The organism is Streptomyces sp. NPDC001714, from assembly GCF_042892755.1.
In the GTDB taxonomy this organism is placed as follows: Bacteria; Actinomycetota; Actinomycetes; order Streptomycetales; family Streptomycetaceae; genus Streptomyces.
The window spans coordinates 418,035-432,596 of the sequence record NZ_JBIAUL010000001.1 but is presented as its reverse complement, the minus strand read 5'-3'; the positions used below and the strand labels follow the sequence as shown (position 1 = coordinate 432,596).

The window sequence follows — 14,562 nt, the reverse complement described above, 5'->3', positions numbered from 1 at the left end:
GCCACCCCCGGTGGCGGTGGGCCCCGCCGCGGCGGGGCCCGGTACTACAACCTTCTCCCCTGCGCCTTCTCCGCTACAGCTTCTCCACCGGCGCGTACCGCAGCAGCAGCCGCTTCGGCTTGGCGTCGCCGAAATCGATCGTCGCCTCCGCGTTGCCGCCCGTGCCCTTCACTCCGACGACCGTGCCGAGGCCGAACTGGTCATGGGTGACGCGGTCGCCGACCGCCAGCGAGACCACCGGCTTCTCCGAGGTCCGCCGGGTGGCGAAGCCGGACGCGCCGGACGCCGAGGAGCGCGAGCGGGTCGAGGAGAGCGAGGCCGCCACACCCGCCGCGGGCCCGGAGGAGACCGGTGCCGTCGCCCCGGTCCGCTTCCACTCCAGATACGCGCCCGGGATCTCCTCCAGGAAGCGCGAGGGCGGGTTGTACGACGGCTGGCCCCAGGCGCTGCGCATCGCCGACCGCGTGAGGTACAGCCGTTCCCGCGCGCGCGTGATGCCGACGTAGGCGAGGCGCCGTTCCTCCTCCAGCTCCTTGGTCTGGCCGAGGGCGCGCATGTGCGGGAAGACGCCGTCCTCCATGCCGGTCAGGAACACCACCGGGAATTCGAGGCCCTTGGCGGTGTGCAGGGTCATCAGCGTGATGACGCCGTCGCCGTTCTCGTCCTCGTCGGGGATCTGGTCGGAGTCGGCGACCAGGGCCACCCGCTCCAGGAAGTCGGCGAGCCCGGCCGGCTCCTCTCCCTCACCGGACTCCTGCTCGAACTCCAGCGCCACTGAGGCGAGCTCCTGGAGGTTCTCGATGCGGGTCTCGTCCTGCGGATCCGTCGAGTTCTGCAACTCGGCGAGGTACCCGGTGCGTTCGTAGATCGCCTCCAGGACCGTGGCGGGTCCGGCGCCGGATTCCACCACCGTACGGAGGTCCTCCATCAGCGTGTTGAACCGCTTGACCGCGTTCGTCGACCGCGCGGCCATGCCGTACGCCTCGTCGACCCGCTTGAGCGCCTGCGGGAAGCTGATCTTCTCGCGCTGGGCGAGGGCGTCGATCATCGCCTCCGCACGGTCGCCGATACCGCGCTTGGGGACGTTGAGGATGCGCCGGAGCGGGACGGAGTCCTCCGGGTTGGCCAGCACCCGCAGGTACGCCAGGACGTCCCGGACCTCCTTGCGCTCGTAGAAGCGGACGCCGCCGACGACCTTGTAGGGCAGGCCGACCCGGATGAAGATCTCCTCGAAGACACGGGACTGCGCGTTGGTGCGGTAGAAGACGGCGACATCGCCCGCCTTCGCCTCGCCCGCGTCAGTGAGACGGTCTATCTCCTCGGCGACGAACTGCGCCTCGTCGTGCTCGGTGTCGGCCACGTAGCCGGTGATCTGCGCGCCCGCGCCCGCGTTGGTCCACAGGTTCTTCGGGCGGCGGGACTCGTTGCGCTCGATGACCGCGTTGGCGGCGCTCAGGATCGTCTGCGTGGAGCGGTAGTTCTGCTCCAGGAGGATCGTCGTCGCGTTCGGGTAGTCCTCCTCGAACTGGAGGATGTTGCGGATCGTCGCGCCCCGGAAGGCGTAGATCGACTGGTCGGCGTCACCGACGACGCAGAGCTCGGCGGGGGGCAGGTCGTGCTCGCCGGGTGGGGTGTCCGGGGCGTGTGCGCCGGTGCCGACCAGCTCGCGCACGAGCGCGTACTGGGCGTGGTTGGTGTCCTGGTACTCGTCGACCAGGACGTGCCGGAAGCGGCGGCGGTAGTGCTCGGCGACGTCCGGGAAGGCGCGCAGCAGGTTGACCGTCGTCATGATCAGGTCGTCGAAGTCGAGGGCGTTCGCCTCGCGCAGCCGCGACTGGTAGAGGGCGTAGGCCTGGGCGAGGGTCTTCTCGAAGCCGTCGCTCGCCCGGGCGGCGAAGTCCTCCTCGTCGACCAGCTCGTTCTTGAGGTTGCTGACCTGGGCGCTGAACGACTTCGGCGGGAACCGCTTGGGGTCGAGGTCCAGGTCCCGGCAGACCAGGGCCATCAGGCGCTTGGAGTCGGCCGCGTCGTAGATCGAGAAGGAGGAGGTGAAGCCGAGCTTCTTGCTCTCCCTGCGGAGGATCCGCACGCAGGCGCTGTGGAAGGTCATCACCCACATCGCGTTCGCGCGCGGGCCCACGAGGTGCTCGACGCGTTCCTTCATCTCGCCCGCGGCCTTGTTGGTGAAGGTGATCGCGAGGATCTGGCCCGGGTGCACCTGGCGCGCGCCGAGCAGGTGCGCGATGCGGTGGGTGAGTACGCGCGTCTTGCCGGAACCGGCGCCGGCCACGATGAGCAGCGGGGAGCCGGCGTGCACGACGGCCGCCCGCTGGTTCTCGTTGAGCCCCTCCAGGAGCGCGGCCGGGTCCAGGGCGGGGCGGGCGGCGCCGTCGCGGTAGTAGGCGTCCCGGTCCGGGGGCACGTCGAACTTCCCGCCGAACAGATCGTCCGGAACCGGCTCCGGAGCGTGCTCGTCCTCGGGCGGCGGCGGGGGTTCCTCGTCATGGCCGCGGGGGGCCTGGAGGCTCGCCAGGAAGCTGTCGTCAAAGAGGCTGCTCATCGCTCTCCGAGTCTAGGGCGCCCCACCGACAACCGGTCGCCGCCCCGAAAACTCGCCCCGGTGACCGAACAGATCCACTCCGTCACGGCCGGTCGACGCGCGTCATCCAGCCGCGAACGCATCCCGTGAACCCGTCGATCCTCCCGGGCAAGTGGCCCATAACGCCCCAGACCACCCCACCCGAACAAACCCCTACGCCAAGGTCACGAAAATGTATCGGGCATATCGCACATCAACCTTCACAGAGGCCACACGAGTTGGCTAGCGTGCCGGGCAGGCCGTACGACCCCCACCGGCGAACGTCGCCGGGCCGCACGGCCTCCGCCGAGTCCGGGGCGCCGCAGCGCATCCGGAGCCGGGGACCCACACCGATCCCGGGGTGAATCGGTCCCGACTCCCTCCGGGGACCGGACCGTAGGGCAACCCTTCCGAACCACCCGCCCGAACCCGACAGCTAACTCGGTAGGCGGAACGCTGGAAGGAGTCGCCCCCGTTGGCGTCGCACCGCAAGTCCCGGCCGTCAGGAACACGCGCGGCAGGCATACGCACCCCCGCGCTGGCCACCGCCGCCCTCACCTCCATGGCCCTGTTCTCCCAGACGGCCGAGGCCGCGCCCTCCGGGGACGGCAAGCCGAGCCTGGAGGAGGTCGAGAAGAAGGTCGACGCTCTCTACCGACAGGCGGAGTCGGCCACCGAGAAGTACAACGCGGCCGAGGAGAGGACCGGCAAGCAGCGCAGGCAGGTCGACACCCTGCTCGACGACGTCGCCCGGCGCACGGACCGGCTGAACAAGGCGCGTGAGGAACTGGGTTCGTTCGCCGCGGCCCAGTACCGGACCGGGGCGAGCGTTCCCGACACGGCGACCTTCCTGCTCGCGGACAGTCCCCAGGACTACTTCGACCAGGACCAGCTGATGAGCCGGCTGACCTCGCGCCAGAAGGACGCGGTCGACGACTACGTCACGCAGCAGTCCGCGACCATGAAGAAGCGGCAGGAGGCCACCCGGAGCCTCGAGACGCTCACCGAGACGCAGGACGACCTCAAGACGGCCAAGACCACCGTGCAGACGAAACTGGCCTCCGCGCGGGAGCTGCTGTCGCGGCTGACGGCCGCGGAGAAGGCCCGGCTGGCGGCGATCGAGAAGCAGCAGCAGGAAGCGGCGGACCGCAAGGCGGCGGAGCTGGCGAAGCAGCAGGCCGCGGCGGCCGACCAGGAGACGTCGTCGTCCGCCGCGTCGGGCAGCCCCTCCTCCGGCACGTCGGGCAGCTCCTCCTCCGGCACGTCGGGCGGTTCCTCCTCCGCCTATGCCACGAAGGCCGCCAAGGCGATCGCCTTCGCCCGCGCGCAGATCGGCAAGCCGTACGTCTGGGGCGCCACCGGCCCCGGCTCCTGCGACTGCTCCGGGCTCTCCCAGGCCGCCTGGAAGGCCGCGGGCGTCTCCCTGCCGCGCACCACCTACGACCAGGTGAACGCCGGCACCACCGTCTCCCTCGCCGACGCCCAGCCCGGCGACCTGGTCTTCTTCTACGGCGACGTCAGCCACGTCGGCATCTACATCGGCAACGGCATGATGATCCACGCCCCGAAGCCCGGCGCCTACGTCCGGGAGGAGTCGATCTACTACGGCGGCGAGTCGATCATCCACAGCGTGGTCCGCCCGGCCTGACCAAGGGGGCGCCCATCACCCGTGGGGCGCCCCCTCCCGCTCCCCTTCGCCGGCGTTCGCGCGCCACGGCGCCCGCCTCCCCCCACGCACCCGCGGCCGCTCCACCGCACCCCCTCGCGCCACCGCTCCCAGCGGGCCACGGCGCACCTCCAGACCTCGCACGCCTCCAGCCACTCCTCCGCACCCGCTCGCGCTCCACCGCGGATCGCACGGTTCACGGGCCGCACGCGCGCGTGCCCCGCTCGTACCACGGCCGACTCTCCCTAGCATCAGGAGCATGTCCGGCATTTCACCCCTCCGCGCCTGGTGGGCGCAGCGTCCGCCGGCGGCCGGGGCCGCCGTGATGGCCACCGGCACCATGTCGGTGGGGTTGCACCTGGCGGGCGCGGAGACCGTGTCCCGGGTGGCGCTGGTGGTGGCCTGCGTGATGTGGCCGGCGCTGGCCGCGGACTTCGTCGTACGGCTGGCGCGCGACCGCCGGCGGTGGGCGCAGGAGGCCCGGACGCCGGGCGCCCTCACCGCCGTGGCGGCGACGACGGTGCTGGGGACGCGGTTCTCGGCGCTCGGGTGGCAGACCCTCGCCGAGGCCCTGCTGGCGCTGTCGGTGGTGCTGTGGCCGCCGCTGCTGATCCTCGTCGTGCGGCGCTGGAAGCCGCGGATGCCCGGCGCGGTGTTCCTGGCCTGTGTGGCCACGCAGGGGCCGGCCGTGCTGGGTGCGACGCTGGCGGCGGCCCTGACGACGGCGTGGCTCGCACACCTCTCGCTGGTCCTGTTCTGGCTGGGGCTGGCGATGTACGGGCTCGCGGTGCCCCGGTTCGAGTGGCGGCAGATCGCCCAGAGGCCCGGTGACCAGTGGGTGGCGGGCGGCGCGCTCGCGATCTCGGCGCTGGCCGGGGCGCGGCTGCTGGCCGCCGACAGTGCGCGGCTGTACCTGTGGAACGACGACGACCGGGGCGTCCTGCGCGTGGTGACGGTGGCACTGCTGATCCTGGGCCTGGCCTGGTACGTGGTCCTGCTGGCCGCGGAGGTGGCGTGGCCCCGGCTCCGGTACGACGTGCGCCGCTGGTCGACGGTGTTCCCGATGGGGATGACGGCGACGGCGGCGCTGTCGGCCGAAGCCGCCGTCGGCGGCGCGTGGCCGAAGTGGCCGGGGCGGGTGCTGGTGTGGGTCACGGTGGCGGCCTGGCTGACGGTCGCGGCCGGCGCGGCGGCGGGCGCCCGGGCCGCTCTCAGGAAGACCGGCTGAGGGTCATGTCCACAGCACGGCGATGAAGATGTTCGCCATCGTGAGCAGGCCCACCAGGCCGAAGGCGCCCTTCTCCACCTTCTCGTCGTCCCGTTTCACGTAGACGAGCCCCAGGATCACGATCAGCAGGGCGAGCTTCACGCCGATCTTGACGGTGTTGACGTGGTGGCCGTCGGCCTCGTTGAGGCCGACCAGGATCACGCCGGTCGCGAGCATGGTGAACGCGCCGTGCAGCATCCCGGGGACGAACCGTGCCGTGCCCTGGCCCATCGCCTTCATCTGGGTGAGGAAGCCGCCGAGGAGCGCGGCGATGCCGATGATGTGCAGGCCGACGAAGAGATGGATGAGTACGTCCATGGCCCCGGAGCCTAATCAGGGCCGCACGGGGCACCGGGCACCGGCCCCTCCCCCGGCGCCCGCCGCCCCGCATATATGCACCCCATAGCACCCCGTGTCCCCCTCCAGCCCGGGAACCGCCGCTTCGGTCATCCCACCCCGAGAAGCCGACGACTGCGGGCCGGAATCCCGTTCACATACCGTCGGGTAACGATCTGGTCCCGCCAATTCCGTGCATCGCGTTACCAAGCCGACACACCCGGGCCTACCGTCCTCCCCCAGGTGACCGACTCCCCACCGCCGCCCGGGCCAGGGGCGGCAGTCGGACACCACCGCCGAGAAGATCCGGCGGCGGCCAGCTCCCCCTGCGCGGGCCGCCGCCGGACGCGTGATCCGCACTGCCCCGCGGCCGTACGGACGCTCCCCCTGGCGTGCCCACGGACGAGACGGCGGTCGTACGAAAGGACGGGACAGTCCAGGTGGCAGCGCACCGCAAGCCCCGACAGAGCTCGCTCGGCGGCAACACGGCCCGCACGGCCGTCACCCTCGCCCTGGCGGGCGCGGCCACCGCGACGGCCTTCGAAGGGACCGGAAACGCCGAGCCGCAACTGACACCGGCGCAGGTGAAGGCCAAGGTGGACCAGCTGTACCAGGAGGCCGAGGCGGCCACCCAGAAGTACGACGGAGCGAAGGACAAGGCCGACACGGCCCAGCGACGGCTGAAGTCGCTGCAGGACGAGACCGCCCGTGCGCAGGAGAAGCTCAACTCCGCCCGGGACGCGCTCGGTTCCATAGCGGCCGCGCAGTACCGCGACGGCGGCATCGACCCGTCCTGGCAGCTGGCGCTGTCCAGCGATCCCGACCAGTACCTGGACAACGCGGCGTTCGCCGAGCGGGCCGGCGACCGGCAGGCCGGTGCGGTGGCGCGGGTACGGCAACAGCTGCGGGAGATCGAGCAGTTGCGGGGCGCGGCACACGTCCGGCTCACCTCGCTGCGGTCCCGGCAGGCCGAGCTGAGGCGGGAGAAGACCGCCATCAACGGCAAACTGAGCGAGGCCCGACAGCTGCTGGACCGGCTGTCACCGCAGCAGCGGGCGGCGGTCGCGGCGGACGACGGCACCGGACGTGCCTCACGCTCCGCGTCGGACGCCCGCGCCCCCCTGGCCGCCGGCGATGTCGCCGCCACCGACTCCCGCGCCGCGGCCGCCGTCGCCTACGCCTACTCGAAGCTCGGCAGCCCCTATGTCTGGGGCGCGACCGGACCCGACGCCTTCGACTGCTCGGGCCTCGCCCAGGCCGCCTACCGCTCCGCCGGCGTCTCCATCCCCCGCACCACCTACGCCCAGATCAACGCCGGCCGCCGCGTCTCCCGCTCCGAACTCCAGCCGGGCGACTTGGTGTTCTTCTACTCGGGCATCAGCCACGTCGGCATCTACATCGGCAACGGCCAGATGATCCACGCGCCCAACCCGTCGGCTCCGGTACGGATCGCACCCATCGACGAGATGCCGTTCGCCGGGGCGACGCGGGTCGTCTGAGCGGCCGCACGCGGCCCTCCGGGCAGCCTCGGACAGCCGGCGCGAGCCTCAGACCAGGCGGCGCGCGGTCGCCCAGCGGGTCAGCTCGTGCCGGTTCGACAGCTGCAGCTTCCGCAGGACCGCCGACACATGGGACTCGACCGTCTTGACGGAGATGAACAGCTGCTTGGCGATCTCCTTGTAGGCGTAGCCGCGGGCGATGAGGCGCAGGACCTCGCGCTCCCGCTGGGTGAGACGGTCGAGGTCCTCGTCGACCGGCGGGGCGTCGGTGGAGGCGAAGGCGTCCAGGACGAACCCGGCGAGCCGCGGCGAGAAGACGGCGTCGCCCTCCTGGACCCGGAAGATCGAGTCGACCAGATCGGTGCCGGTGATGGTCTTGGTGACGTAGCCGCGGGCGCCGCCCCGGATCACGCCGATCACGTCCTCGGCGGCATCCGAGACGGACAGCGCGAGGAAGCGCACCGGCTGCTCGGCATCCGCCATCAACGGGGCGCACCGGCGCAGCACCTCGACCCCACCGCCGCCCGGCAGGTGCACGTCCAGGAGGACCACCTCGGGCCGGGTCGCGGTGATCACCGAGACCGCCTGGTCGACGTCGGCGGCCTCGCCGACCACCTCGACGCCGGTCTGCTCGGTCTGGCCGATCTCGGCCTGGACGCCCGTCCGGAACATCCGGTGGTCGTCGACGAGGACCACACGCACCCGACGCCCGGCCTTCTCCGCGCCTTCCGCCGGGCCGTTCGCCTCGGTCGCGTCGCTCATGACGTCTTCTCCGCCCTCTCCATCTCCAGCTCGACCTCCGTGCCGCCGCCCGGCACGGACCGCAGCCGTGCGGTGCCGCCATGACGTTCCATGCGGCCGATGACCGATTCTCTGACACCCATGCGGTCGGCGGGTATCGAGTCGAGGTCGAAGCCGGGACCGCGGTCACGGACGGACACGAAGACCGTCCTGCCCTCGACCTCGGCGTAGACCTGGACGGCGCCGCCCTCGCCACCGTACTTGGCCGCGTTGACCATCGCCTCGCGCGCGGCCTGCATCTGCGCGCCCGTCCGCTCGTCGAGCGGACAGTCCCCGACCACCACGACCTCTATGGGCACGCCGTGCTTGTCCTCCACCTCCGCCGCGTTGCGCCGGACCGCGTCGGCGAGGGTGGCGGGTTCGTCGGCCTCGTCCTTGCCGGTGCCCTCGGGCTTGTAGAGCCAGGTGCGCAGGTCGCGCTCCTGGGCGCGGGCGAGGCGGCGCACCTCGCCCGCGTTCTCCGCGTTGCGCTGGATCAGGGTGAGGGTGTGCAGCACGGAGTCGTGGACATGGGCGGCGACCTCGGCGCGCTCCTGGGCGCGGATGCGCATCAGCCGCTCCTCGGAGAGGTCCTGGGTCATCCGGACGAGATACGGACCGGCGAGCAGCGTGATGCCGACGAGCACGGCGAGGGCCGCCTGGAGCACCGCGCCGATGTGCGCGGCGGAGCCCTGCATGACGAAGACGCCCGAGACGCCCGCGGTGACGAGCAGGACGCCGACGCCCGCGCGCAGCAGGCTGAGCGTGCGGCGCCGGCTGCCGACCTCGACCCAGCGGGCCCGGCGGGCGTTGTCCGCCTGCCGCCAGACCAGGGCGACACCGGCGGCGACCAGCACCGCGGGAAGGAGATAGGCCTTGGCGCCGCTGGTCAGGTTGACACTGCCCACGAACACCACGGACACGACGACCATGAGGAGCAGGGCGACGATCTGGCCCCGGTCCGGTTTGCGGGCGACGAGTCTGCGGCGGCCGTCCGCCGAGGTCTCGGTGGCGACCAGGGACGGCGGCTTCTGTCCGCCGACCCCGCCGACCCCGAGCGGCACGAAGAACCAGAACGCGGCGTACAGCAGCGCGCCGAGGCCGTTGGCCATGAACAGGCCGACGAAGACGAGCCGCACCCAGACGACAGGCAGGCCGAGATGCCCGGCGAGGCCCCGCGCCACTCCGCCGAGCCAGCGGCCGTCGCTGCTGCGGTAGAGCTTGCGCGGCGGCCGCGGGTCGTCGAGGGGCGCTGCTGCGGCTTCCGGCATGCCATCGATGGTCACACGCCCGGAGTTGCGGAGCATCAGGGTCGACCCCCGAGACTCCCCTGATCTTCGGATTTCCCCACGCTGACTCCTCAGGTCCGACTGCGTACGCCCGGATCCCCGCCGTCGCTCCACCGGGCCGGGACGCGGTCCACGCCACCGCTCCACCGGGCCGAGACGCGGTCCACGCCGCCGGTCCAGCAGGGCCAGAGCTCGGATACCCGTCGCCGCTCCACCGGGCCCAGAGCTCGGATCCCCGTCGCCGGTCCCGCGGGCCCAGAGCTCGGGTCTCCGTCGCCAGGGCGCCGTTCAAACGCTTCCCGGCTCGGCCTCGGGGCCGATTTCAGGGTTCGGCCAGGGTCATCCCGACTGCCGCTGCGGCGGCACGGCCGTCACCATTGACTCATGACTGATCACGAGCACGCCGCGACGGGTCCGGGACCCGGCCCCGGCCCGCGGCCCGCAGCGGGCACCGGGCCGTCGGATGCCGCGCCCGCCGCGGCGGAGACGGCCGGGACGGGGGCCGACGCCACCGGTACCGGCGCGGAAGCCGCCGATGCGGCCTCCCCGCGGTTCCGGCGCGACCGCCGGCACAAGATGATCGCGGGCGTGTGCGCGGGGCTCGGGCGCCACACCGACCTGGACCCGGTGATCTTCCGCATCACCCTGGCCGTGCTGGCCGCGACCGGCGGTATCGGCCTCCTCTTCTACGGCTTCGCCTGGCTCTTCGTGCCGTACGAGGACGACGAGGAGAACGAGGTCCGCAAGCTGCTGACCGGCCGGGTCGACGGGCAGGCCCTGGCGGCCGTGCTCTTCGCGCTGGTCGGCTGCGGAGTGCTGCTGACGATGATCAAAAACGGCCAGGTGCTGGCGTTCGCCGTCGTCCTCTCCCTGCTGCTGGCCGGCGCCGGGTACTGGTCGCGGCGGCGCGGCGCCCCCGACCCCGACCCGCTGTCCGCCCAGGCCGTCGCCGACGCCCCGCCGGAGGCCCAGGCACCGCCGGTCCCGATCTCCTACCCCTCGTGGTGGCGGGACCCGATCGTCAAGGACGGCACGCATGTCGGGGGCACCGGCTACCTGTGGGGCCCGGCCGACGTCCGCGGCCGGGAGGCGCCGGGGCTCGACTTCCGGCTGAGCACCCCGTGGGTGCACGGCCAGGACGTCCGCGCCCGGCAGAGCCCGCCTCCCAAGCCGCGCGGACCGCGCTGGATCAGCGGCTGGATCTTCCTGTTCGCTCTGGTGGCGGGCAGCCTGGGCACCGGTCTGACCTGGGACACGCACCCGCTGGGCACCAGCCTCCAGACCGGTCTGGCCTGCGCCCTGATCGTGTTCGGGCTGGGGACGGCGCTCAGCTCGTTCGTCGGGCGCACGGGGGCCGGCTCGCTCTTCCTGGCGCTGGTCACGGCGGCCCTGCTGGCGGCCGCGACGGCCCTCCCGTCCGACATCAGCACCCACTGGACTCGGGCCTCCTGGACCCCGGCCACCGCGGCGCAGGTGTCGTCGGCGTACGACCTCGGGACGGGCGTGGCCACGCTGGACCTGAGGCACATACGCGTCGCCCAGGGGCGGACGGTGTCGACGTCGGCCGAGGTGGGCGCGGGCCGGCTGAAGATCGTCGTACCGGCGGACGTAACCGTGCGGATGAGCATCGACGTGGGGGTGGGCGACATCCAGTTGCCCGGTGACGACAAGAAGGACGTGGACGTGGAGCCGGGCAGGCACAAGGACGTGACGCTGGCGCCGACGAGCGGTGCGAAGAACACGGGGACGCTCGATCTGGATCTCCAGGTCGGCGCGGGACAGGTGGAGGTGACCCGTGCTGCGGCATGAGTTCCAGCCCGGACGGCTGGTCGTCGGTGTCTTCCTGACGGCGGCGGGGATCGCCTACGCCGGTGACGCCGGCGGCTGGTGGGACACCGAGTGGTTCGCGGTCATCCCGGTGATGGCGGTCGGCCTCTTCCTCGCAGGGGTGACCGCGGCGCTGACCCGGGCGATACGCAGGCGCCGCAGCACACCGGAGGGCCAGGAAGCCCGCTAGAGGCGCAGCGGAGCCCGTGCGGAGCGGTGTCGGCGCCGGGCGCGGAGCATCGCGTCCAGGGAGAGATAGGGGGCGCCGGCGAGCACCAGGGGCAGCCAGGCCATCAGGTAGGCGAGGTCGTTGCCGTAGTAGTACGGGGAGTTGGCCCAGCTCACGGTCAGCCAGAGGCTGAGCGAGATCAGCGCGCCGCCGAGCGCGGCGAGCCGGGCCAGCAGGCCGAAGAGGGTGCCGAGGCCGACGGCGAGCTCGCCGATGGCGATCGCGGTGCCGAAGCCGACCGGGTTCTTCAGGGCCAGGTCGACCAGGGCCGGGATCGCGGCGGAGTCACGGACGCCGCGCATGGTGTCGCCGATGGACCCGGCGCCGCCTGATTTGAGGAAGGCGCTGTCGGTCAGTTTGTCCAGGCCGGCGTAGATGAAGGTGACGCCCAGGAAGATCCGCAAGGGAAGGAGGGCGTACCGGGTGGCGGTGTCCCGCAGACCGCGGTCGCCGTCGAGATACGGAGTGTGCGTGTCCGAACGAATGCCGTGAGTCATCGCCAGTAGCCGCCTCTCGCCGCAGTACCCGAGCCCCTCAACAGACCATACGTACGACAACCGCGGCCCGCTCAACCCTCTGCCGGACGTTTTTCCGAATTTCAGCCGGACTGAGACACCCGGGAAGGTGGAGAAAGGTGGGCAAGAAGGGGCGGGTGTGGGGTTCGGCCGGTTCTGCTCCGGCCTTCATCGGCAGGCCCGCTCACTCCGTCACCTCGACCACGCACCGGTTGGTTGCCACTCCGGCCGCCGTCACCACCTGGACCTCGACGGAGCCGGGCTCCACGTCGGCCGGGACGGGGACGGTGAGGACGTGGTCCGTGGGGTTGCTGAAGCCGCCGGTGACGGGGACCAGGGGGACGTGGACGTTGACGGCGCCGATGCGGACGACCATGCGGGAGAGGCGGTCGGCGGTCTGGGCGCCGGGCGGGACGAAGCCGGTGCCGCGGATCTCGATGTCGTCGCCCGTGCGGATGGGGGCGTCCAGGTCACCGGCCTCGCGGGCGCGGACGACGGAGAGGATCACCGGGCGGCCGCCCTCGGCGTACTTGCCGGCCAGGTAGGTCGCGGCGGAGATCAGGACCACCGTCGCGAGGCCCCAGGGCAGGTCGGGGAGCTGGTCGGGGCGGCGGGCGAGCCGTACGGCGGCGAAGAGGAGGGCGACGGCGCTGATGACGACGTACTGGATGTCGGCGAAGGTGCCGCGGCCGGAGTCGTCGGTGAGCAGGTCGGCGGCGCGCGGGCGGTGGGCACGCACCTTCTGCAGGCGCTGGCCGGCGATGCGCAGGCCGACCACCCGGCGCACCAGGACCGCGATGCCGCAGACGACGGCGAGGACCGTCACCGCACCGGCGCCGCGGGCGAGGTCGAGGCCGGAGATGAGGGCGTCCCGCTCGGCGGGAGAGGAGGCGACGGCCAGGCGGCCTGCCAGGACTAGGACGGCGTAGGCGACGAAGAGGACCCAGGAGGCGGCGACGGTGCGGGAGGTGGACATGCGGTTGTCCTCACCGATGACGGGGGCGAGCACCCCGCCGCGCGAGCGGTGGAACCAGGAGGCGGCGGTGAGGGCGAGGGCCACGATCAGGGCGGCGAGCAGTCCGGCGGTGCGGGCGCTGGTCCAGCCCGCGCCGATGGCGGTGAGCGCCTGGGTGAGGAGCATGATTACGACGGCTGCCCAGACGGTGCACGCGGTGCGCAGCCACAGGCGGGCGAGCCAGGCCTCGCCCTCGGCGCGGCCGCGTTCGGCGACCACCTCGGCGGACTGGGTGAGTTCCTCGGAGACCCACTGGCGGGACGCTGAGGCCGAGTGGGCCACCGCCGCGGGCAGCCCCTGCCCCGCCGCGAACTCTTCCCGTTTGAGGAGGAATTCGGCGACCGCCCGCCGGTGTCCCTCCCGTGCCCCGTGCGGACAGTCCCCGCACGCGCAGCCGCCACCGTGGGCACCCGAATGGGCGCCCTGCCTCGCCTCCTGCACCGCCACGCCCGACGCCCGCCTTCCCCACGCCCGGGGCACGACGCGCAGGGCCCTCCCCGGGGCCCGAAGTCGTCGTGCAACTCCCTTGTGTCGAGTGCGAATTGTGCCCTACGCCACGCCGTTTGCGTTCAGTGGGCCGGTCACGACGAGTGAAGGTACGGCAGACGTGTTGACCCGGCTGCGAGAATTCCCCCATGGCCGAGATCATCCAGCGGGACGGGACCTGGGCCTTCGACGGCAGCACGGTCAGGATCACGCCGGGACGCCACCGTTCCGTGCCGCTGTTCCGGCAGACCTACGGGGAGATCGCCGTCCCCCTGGAGGCCGTGGCGGGGGTCGGGTACGAGCCGGAGCGCAAGCGGGGGCGGCTGAGGATGCGGCTGCGCGAGGGGGCCGACCCGTTGTTGCAGGCGACGGGCGGACGGTTGCCGGAGGCGGCGGATCCGTATCGGCTGGCGGTGGACGGGGACCGGTCCGGGGTGGCCGAGTACGTCGCGGCGGAGATCCGGCAGTCGCTGCTGCTGGACCAGATCCCGAAGGAGCCGACGAGGACGTATCTGCTGCCGGGGCCGCCGGTGCCGGTGTCGGTGCGGTCCTCGGACGGCACGGTGTCGTTCGACGGTACGCAGGTGCGCATCGACTGGGCCGACACCTCCGACCGGGTCAAGCGGGCCACCGGGCCCCGGATCATCGGCGTCGGCGATCTCGTGCAGGTGGAGTGGCTGCCCAACTCCGGCTACGAGGACGGCTTCCTGCGGTTCGTGACCCGGGAGACGGTGTTCTCGAAGCTGCCGGCCGAGCGCGACCCGTACGCCCTGGACCTGTGGGGCAGTGTCCGCCGCGACCTGCTGACGGCGCTGGTCGCGGCGGCGGTCACGGCCCGGCTGCCGCATCCGTCGACCCGGCCGGGCGCGGAGTACGCCGACCGGGACCGCCCCCCGGTGGCCGTGCCGCGCCAGTCGGCCGACCACCACGACGTCCTGCTGCGCAGGCTGCGGGAGCTGGGCGAGCTGCACCGGGACGGCGTGCTCACGGACGAGGAGTTCGCGCTGACGAAGGCGGCCGTGCTGCGGAGTTTCTGAGCCGGGGGCAGCGCCCCGAAGGGGCGCGGGAAACTGCG

General features: G+C 72.4%; 12 protein-coding genes and 1 riboswitch. Of the genes, 6 read left to right on the top strand and 6 right to left on the bottom strand.

Annotated elements, in window-relative coordinates; translation table 11 throughout:
• Positions 1-73: 73 nt before the first annotated feature.
• Positions 74-2,560, bottom strand: a complete 2,487-nt coding sequence (gene pcrA / locus ACFY0P_RS02025; RefSeq protein ID WP_388906232.1) for a DNA helicase PcrA — start codon at positions 2,558-2,560, stop codon at positions 74-76.
• Between the two features lie 312 nt (positions 2,561-2,872).
• Positions 2,873-3,046, top strand: a riboswitch (cyclic di-AMP (ydaO/yuaA leader).
• A gap of 7 nt (positions 3,047-3,053) precedes the next feature.
• Between pcrA and ACFY0P_RS02020 the strand changes: the two genes are divergently transcribed.
• Both ACFY0P_RS02020 and ACFY0P_RS02015 read left to right on the top strand, forming a co-directional pair.
• A complete protein-coding gene (locus ACFY0P_RS02020) occupies positions 3,054-4,226 on the top strand; it encodes an NlpC/P60 family protein (protein WP_388906230.1) in 1,173 nt (390 codons plus the stop codon).
• A gap of 277 nt (positions 4,227-4,503) precedes the next feature.
• The gene (locus ACFY0P_RS02015) at positions 4,504-5,472 is read left to right on the top strand and encodes a tellurite resistance/C4-dicarboxylate transporter family protein (RefSeq protein ID WP_388906228.1); all 969 of its coding nucleotides are present in this window, start codon (positions 4,504-4,506) and stop codon (positions 5,470-5,472) included.
• 3 nt (positions 5,473-5,475) lie between these two features.
• Here the strand turns inward: ACFY0P_RS02015 and ACFY0P_RS02010 are convergent, their stop codons facing one another.
• The gene (locus tag ACFY0P_RS02010; RefSeq protein WP_388906225.1) at positions 5,476-5,829 is read right to left on the bottom strand and encodes a hypothetical protein; all 354 of its coding nucleotides are present in this window, start codon (positions 5,827-5,829) and stop codon (positions 5,476-5,478) included.
• A 458-nt stretch (positions 5,830-6,287) separates the two neighbouring features.
• On the opposite strand from ACFY0P_RS02010, the gene ACFY0P_RS02005 reads away from it, so the two are divergent.
• Complete coding sequence (locus ACFY0P_RS02005) at positions 6,288-7,346, top strand: NlpC/P60 family protein (RefSeq protein ID WP_388906223.1); 1,059 nt, start codon at positions 6,288-6,290, stop codon at positions 7,344-7,346.
• A 48-nt stretch (positions 7,347-7,394) separates the two neighbouring features.
• Here the strand turns inward: ACFY0P_RS02005 and ACFY0P_RS02000 are convergent, their stop codons facing one another.
• The gene (locus ACFY0P_RS02000; RefSeq protein WP_351491342.1) at positions 7,395-8,108 is read right to left on the bottom strand and encodes a response regulator transcription factor; all 714 of its coding nucleotides are present in this window, start codon (positions 8,106-8,108) and stop codon (positions 7,395-7,397) included.
• The gene (locus tag ACFY0P_RS01995) at positions 8,105-9,397 is read right to left on the bottom strand and encodes a PspC domain-containing protein (protein ID WP_388906221.1); all 1,293 of its coding nucleotides are present in this window, start codon (positions 9,395-9,397) and stop codon (positions 8,105-8,107) included. The genes ACFY0P_RS02000 and ACFY0P_RS01995 overlap by 4 nt, the downstream gene beginning before the upstream one ends.
• A gap of 402 nt (positions 9,398-9,799) precedes the next feature.
• Here ACFY0P_RS01995 and ACFY0P_RS01990 point away from each other — a divergent pair, with 402 nt between their 5' ends.
• Together ACFY0P_RS01990 and ACFY0P_RS01985 are read left to right on the top strand one after the other, a co-directional pair.
• Positions 9,800-11,224, top strand: a complete 1,425-nt coding sequence (locus ACFY0P_RS01990) for a PspC domain-containing protein (protein ID WP_388906218.1) — start codon at positions 9,800-9,802, stop codon at positions 11,222-11,224.
• Positions 11,211-11,432, top strand: a complete 222-nt coding sequence (locus tag ACFY0P_RS01985) for a hypothetical protein (protein WP_388906215.1) — start codon at positions 11,211-11,213, stop codon at positions 11,430-11,432. Before ACFY0P_RS01990 ends, ACFY0P_RS01985 begins: the two co-directional genes overlap by 14 nt.
• On the opposite strand, the gene ACFY0P_RS01980 is transcribed toward ACFY0P_RS01985, so the two are convergent.
• Together ACFY0P_RS01980 and ACFY0P_RS01975 are read right to left on the bottom strand one after the other, a co-directional pair.
• Positions 11,429-11,968, bottom strand: a complete 540-nt coding sequence (locus ACFY0P_RS01980; RefSeq protein ID WP_388906213.1) for a DoxX family protein — start codon at positions 11,966-11,968, stop codon at positions 11,429-11,431. The genes ACFY0P_RS01985 and ACFY0P_RS01980 overlap by 4 nt on opposite strands.
• 202 nt (positions 11,969-12,170) lie before the next feature.
• On the bottom strand, positions 12,171-13,448 hold the full coding sequence (locus ACFY0P_RS01975) for a hypothetical protein (RefSeq protein ID WP_388906211.1): 1,278 nt from the start codon (positions 13,446-13,448) through the stop codon (positions 12,171-12,173).
• Positions 13,449-13,636: 188 nt separating this feature from the next.
• On the opposite strand from ACFY0P_RS01975, the gene ACFY0P_RS01970 reads away from it, so the two are divergent.
• Positions 13,637-14,524 (top strand): DUF4429 domain-containing protein, encoded by an 888-nt coding sequence (locus ACFY0P_RS01970; protein WP_388906209.1) that lies wholly within the window; start codon positions 13,637-13,639, stop codon positions 14,522-14,524.
• The last annotated feature ends 38 nt before the right edge of the window (positions 14,525-14,562 follow it).

Excerpts from the sequence above, each read along its gene's own strand:
- pcrA (WP_388906232.1), bottom strand. The coding sequence starts at position 2,560 with ATGAGCAGCCTCTTTGACGACAGCTTCCTGGCGAGCCTCCAGGCCCCC.
- ACFY0P_RS02015 (WP_388906228.1), top strand. The coding sequence starts at position 4,504 with ATGTCCGGCATTTCACCCCTCCGCGCCTGGTGGGCGCAGCGTCCGCCG.
- ACFY0P_RS02010 (WP_388906225.1), bottom strand. The coding sequence starts at position 5,829 with ATGGACGTACTCATCCATCTCTTCGTCGGCCTGCACATCATCGGCATC.
- ACFY0P_RS02000 (WP_351491342.1), bottom strand. The coding sequence starts at position 8,108 with ATGAGCGACGCGACCGAGGCGAACGGCCCGGCGGAAGGCGCGGAGAAG.
- ACFY0P_RS01995 (WP_388906221.1), bottom strand. The coding sequence starts at position 9,397 with ATGCCGGAAGCCGCAGCAGCGCCCCTCGACGACCCGCGGCCGCCGCGC.
- ACFY0P_RS01990 (WP_388906218.1), top strand. The coding sequence starts at position 9,800 with ATGACTGATCACGAGCACGCCGCGACGGGTCCGGGACCCGGCCCCGGC.
- ACFY0P_RS01980 (WP_388906213.1), bottom strand. The coding sequence starts at position 11,968 with ATGACTCACGGCATTCGTTCGGACACGCACACTCCGTATCTCGACGGC.
- ACFY0P_RS01970 (WP_388906209.1), top strand. The coding sequence starts at position 13,637 with ATGGCCGAGATCATCCAGCGGGACGGGACCTGGGCCTTCGACGGCAGC.